The organism is Methylobacterium sp. P3_A11 (assembly GCF_056403155.1).
The window spans coordinates 1-4,951 of record NZ_JBFUGA010000191.1; the positions used below are offsets into that span (position 1 = coordinate 1).

A 4,951-nucleotide genomic window follows, 5' to 3' on the forward strand; every position below is an offset into this window, starting at 1 on the left:
GGCCGCAGCCTTGGCCGCCTCCCGCGCGGCGGCCGCCTCGGCCTCGGCCAGGATCGGGTCCGGCTCGGGCGCGGAGCGGGGGGCCGGCACCCACCAGCGGGCGAGGGGAATCTCTCCCCGCGCGGAGCGGGATCGGAAATCCGGTTGCGACCACGCTGCAGGCCGCGTCTCTTGGCGATCCGCTTGGCGATCCGCTTGGCGATCCGTGTGGCGGTCCGCCAGGGCGTGGGCCTGCGCCACCAGCGGCGCGCCGGTCTCCGGGGTGACCATCCGGACGAACTGCGCGAAGCCGATGGCGGCGCGGAGCACGCCCGCCTCGCCGGTCGCGCCCCAGCGGCGCCCGGCCGGCCCGTGCCGCTCGAGCCCGTGCAGGAGGGCGCGGAAGCGGCGCAGGGTCTCGCGGGGCACGCCGACCCGCTCGTTGACGGTCAGCCCGGTCACCTCCTGGTGCCGGCCGCGGCGCATCACCCGGGTCTTGTCCGGATGGACGGTGAAGCCCTCCCCGGCGACGATGGCGTGGACGTATTTGATGAGCGCGCCGACCTTCCCGGCGGCCTCGCCGGAGGCCGAGAAGGTCAGGTCGTCGGCGTAGCGCGTGTAGGCGAAGCCCAGGCTGCCGGCGAGCCCGGAGAGTCGGGCGTCCAGCCGGGTGCAGACGAGGTTGGTGAGCGCGGGGCTCGTCGGCGCGCCCTGCGGCAGCCGGCGGGGACCCCGGGCGGCGTAGAGGCGGGCACCGTCGATCTCGACCGCGTCCACGTCCGGCTCGGTGCAGAGCAGCGCCAGCACGATCGCCACCGGCTCGGCGTAGCCCAGGCCCCGGAATTTCCCCTTGATCCGCCGGTAATCGAGGCTCGGGAAGAAGTCCTTGAGGTCGAGATTGACCACGACGTCCCGCCCGATATGGGCGGCGGCGTTGGTGACGATCGAGCGGCCGGGCACGAAGCCGTGGGCCGCGTCGTGCACGGGGACGTGGGCGAGGAGCGCGTCGAGGATCCAGTACTGCGCCCGCTTCAGGCGCGGCATCGGCGCCGAGATGCGGCGCAGCCCGCCCGCCTTCTTGGGGATGGTGAAGCGCCGGTAATGGCTCACCGTGCTGAGCGCCCGGTCGTAGGCGAGGAAGCGCAGCTCGCCGAGGCCGATCCCCATGGCCTCGGCCAGGGCCTTCGGGCTGGCCAGGACCGGGAGACCGGGGCCGGGCCCGCGCGCCGGAGCGTCCGCGTTCGCGAGGCCGGCCGAGACGCCGTCGCCGAGATGGAGGATCTCCGCCTCCCGGCGCGCGTGCCACGCCTGCGCCCGGGCGTGGCGGTCGCGGGCGTTGCGCAGCTTGGTCTCGCGCCGCCGCTCCAGCGCCGCCGTCTTGCGGCGGCGATGCATCTCCTTGAGGGCGGCCTCGGGGTCGCGCCACGCCGCCTCCCGCCGGTGCAGGTCGGCGAGGGCGCGGGCGATCTCGCCGCGGCGGCGGATCAGGTCGTCCGGCGGGTTGGGCTGAGCCGCCCCATCCGGCCAGAAGCCGAGCCGGATCATCTCCTCGAGGATGACCTCGTCCTTCGAGCTCTCGTGGATCCGGTCGTAGAGCTGCTGGCGGGTCAGCCTGCCGGGCTGCGGGCTCATCGGCGGCCTCCGGCGCGGGCGGCGGGAGGTGGGACGAGGGGGGGCGTGACGGGGGGAAGTGTGACGGGGAACGTCGGCCGGGATGCCTTCGTCAAGTCTCGGGACTGGCCCGGTCCACTCGACGCCGGCACGACCACCGGTGCGCGTTTGGGTTCAGCGAACCCAAACCGCGAACGCGCACCGGTGGTCAGTGCCGGCCCAGTGAAGAGCGGGCCAGTGACGCTTTGCCGGGCAGGGTGCAGGGACGGCGAATCGCCGCCCGAAATGCAAGGTCCGCCCCGGCCGACGCCCCCTGTCGCGGCCAGGATAGGCCACGCTTGCGGCCGCATCAATCGGGTCCGTCTCACGCCTGCCACCGCACCGGCTTGCCCTCGACCTGGGCATGGACGAGGCGGCGCACGGCCAGCATGTGCTCGCAGGGGCCGCGGGTCAGCCGATTGTGGGCGTAGAAGCCGCACTGGCAGGTGCCGCCGACCATGCGGTCGTCGGAATCGAGCTCCACCGCGGGCGTCAGGCTCCGGCCGTCGTCCAGCACGGTCCCGCTCAGGCGCCGCCTGTCGCCGGCCTGCTCGACGGGGCCGAGGGTGACCAGCCCGGCCGCCAGGAACCTGTCGGCCTTGGCCTCCTGCTCGGAGGCGTAGCGCAGGGCGCCCGGCGCCAGGGGCTCCCGGGTCAGCTCCCGCAGGCGGTAGACCCGCTTGTCGAGGTCGAACATGGCGCGGCCCGCCTGCACGTAGCCGCCGAGCGCCGCCTCCACGGTCGCCCGGTCGAGGCCGGTCTCGGCGGCGAGCTGGCCGGTCCCGGCGGCGTGGTGGCGCCGGAGCGCCGCGAAGATCCGGGCGGCGGTGTCGGCGTCGACCTCCGCCCGGGGCGCGAGCAGGTCGAACTGCCCGGCCCGGGACCAGTCGTTGGCGGTCCAGCCCGACAGGCCGAGGGTGAAGCGCAGGCCCCCGAAATCCACCACCGCGAAGCTCGGCAGCCCGGTGCCGAGGAGGTGCAGCCGCACCGACCGGGCGAGCGGCAGGGTCCGGGCCAGGATCGCGAGGCGGCGCCGGCCCCACAGGCGGATCTCCGCGGCCTCGCCCCCGCGGTAGAGCGAGCGCCGGAAGGTCAGCCGCTCGTTCCAGGGCTCGATCAGCACGCTGACCGGCCGGCCGGGCTCGAGCAGGAACCGCAGGGAGCGCGGGCCGTGGCGCTCCCGGCGCGCGGCGAGGCGGGTCAGGATCGCGTGCATGTCGACTGGGTGCAGGTCCACCACGTGGGCGGGCTGCGCCATGGCGCTCGACACCTGCAGGAAGCCCCGCATCCAGGAATCGGGCAGCTCGATCTTGTCCTCGCGATAGGCGGCCTCGCCGGAGGTCTGGACCGCGAAGCCGGTCGGGTCGATCGCCAGCTCGGTGACCCGGTAGCTGCGGATCTTCTGGAACTCGTCGTAGAGGGCGTGGCTGTAGTCGATGTTGGTCGTGCCGCAGGCCATGTCGCCGATCCGCGCGAACGTCTCGTGGTCGCAGGACAGGCGCCCGTAGCTCGATTCGTCGAGGCTGAACGCCTCGAAGAAGATCTCGTCCGGATGGACCGTGATGACCGGGTCGAGCACGATCCAGGCGTCGAGGTTCTCCTTGTAGAGATAGTCGAAGTACCGCTTCCGCGCGTCGTAGAACGGCCGCATCACCGCGTCGGAGCGGGCCGCGATGTCCCGGCTCTCGGCGCGCAGCGCCTCGATCTCCGCGCGCAGGCTGTCCTTCTCGGCGAGGAGCTCCTGCTCGTGGGCCTGGAGCCACGCGAAGTAGGCGGTGCGGTCCTTCGGCTTGAAGCGCAGGTCCGACACGACGACGTGGTGCAGGGCGGAGATCGCCTCCCGGAACGGCAGGTGCCGCGCCACCGTCCCGGCGAAGTAGGTCGGCTCGCGCAACGTGTCGGGGACGAAGCCGAGCCGGGTCGCGTCCGCGTCCGAGACGGCCCGGCTCTCGCCGAGGTAGCGATGGACGAAGTTCATCGGGCCTCTTCCGAGACGGAGACCGGTCCCCGCGCCTCCGGCGGGCGCCGGACGAGGGGCACGGCGAGATCGGGATGCGCGTCGGCGACGTCGCGCAGGGCCAGGATCGCGGCGCTGCGGTCCCGGGCCGTGCCGCTCAGGGTCAGGTCGGAGAAGAGCGGCAGCAGCGCCTCGGCGCGGGCGCGGCTGCGCAGGGCCTCGGCCCGGAGGAAGGCGGCCATCCGGTCCTTGGCGACCCGGCCCCGCAGCACCTGCAGCATCACGATGCGGGCGAGGGGGATCAGCCGCGCGAAGGCCGCCTCGCTCGCCACCGCCTGCTCGGTCAGGAGTTCGGTGAGCAGGAGGTGCATCGACGGGGCGGGGTGCTCCAGAAGGCGCAGGACCTGCGCCTCCGCATCCTCGGGCCGGAGCCGGCCGCGCAGGAGATGGCGGGCGAGGGCCAGGACCTCGGGCTTGACGCTGTCGGTGACGACGGCGAGCGCCTGGGGCGTCCAGGCGGTCTCCGGCCACGCATCGAACATGTCGCGGGCGAAGGCGAGGGTGTCGGGCCAGTCGCTCTCGACGAGGAGCACGGCCTCGGCCGCCGCGGCCTGGAACCGGGCCGGATCGGCCGCGAAGGCCACCATCGCCCAGTCCCGCACCGATTGGTACGGGTGGCCGCCGAGGCGGGCGATCTGGCGGACGCTGAGGGCCTCGGGGCGCCGGTCGGGCAGGAGGGCGGCGCCAAGGCGGCGGGCGCCCTCGGCGCGGGCCTGCAGCAAGCGCCACAGGGTGTCGTCGTCGAGGGCGGCGCATTCCCCCGGCAGGGCCTCGCGCAGCAGGGCCACGACGTCGGCCGCGTAGGCGTCGTCGGGCGCCGCGCGGAACAGGCTGCCGATCAGCTCCCGGGCAAGGCGGGGGGCGAGATCCGGATCCGCCGCCGCGAGGCGCGCCACCAGGGGCCGGGCGGCCTGCCGGACGGCGCTGCCGGATCCGCTGGCGAAGGCGACGATCCGGTCCGCGTAGAACCCGAGCCGCCCGTCGTCGAGGCGCGCCAGCAGGACCAGAGCGGCGATCCGGATGTCCTCGGACTCCGCGCCGATCAGCGCGTCCCAGCTCTCCGGCGGCAGGCCGGCGGCCCCGGCTTCGGACTGCGCCAGGAGCGCGAGGCCGGCGGACCTGACCAAGGCGGCCGGGTGGGCGATCAGGGCGGCGGCGGTCTCGGACGCGACCGGCAGGTCGCGGTCCGGCCACAGGAGGGGCAGGGCGGCGCGCAGGCCCCGGATCGCGGCCGTCGCGGCCGCGTCGGGCTCCGCCGGCATCGCCCGCAGCCACGCCACCAGCCGCGCGACCAGGGGCGCCGCG

General features: G+C 74.8%; 2 protein-coding genes and 1 pseudogene. All 3 read right to left on the reverse strand.

Annotated features, from left to right (window positions below; genetic code table 11):
* A partial coding sequence (locus AC1DXK_RS30080; protein ID WP_477299643.1) for a reverse transcriptase family protein occupies positions 1 to 1,611 on the reverse strand: 1,611 nt, incomplete at its 3' end.
* Positions 1,612 to 1,954: 343 nt separating this feature from the next.
* On the reverse strand, positions 1,955 to 3,607 hold the full coding sequence (locus AC1DXK_RS30085; RefSeq protein ID WP_457108812.1) for an SWIM zinc finger family protein: 1,653 nt from the start codon (positions 3,605 to 3,607) through the stop codon (positions 1,955 to 1,957).
* Positions 3,604 to 4,951, reverse strand: a pseudogene (locus AC1DXK_RS30090) (hypothetical protein); the annotation flags it as partial. The pseudogene AC1DXK_RS30090 and the gene AC1DXK_RS30085, both read right to left, overlap by 4 nt.

Bases quoted from the DNA above. Each gene is read 5' to 3' on its own strand.
- AC1DXK_RS30085 (WP_457108812.1), bottom strand. From the start codon at position 3,607: ATGAACTTCGTCCATCGCTACCTCGGCGAGAGCCGGGCCGTCTCGGAC.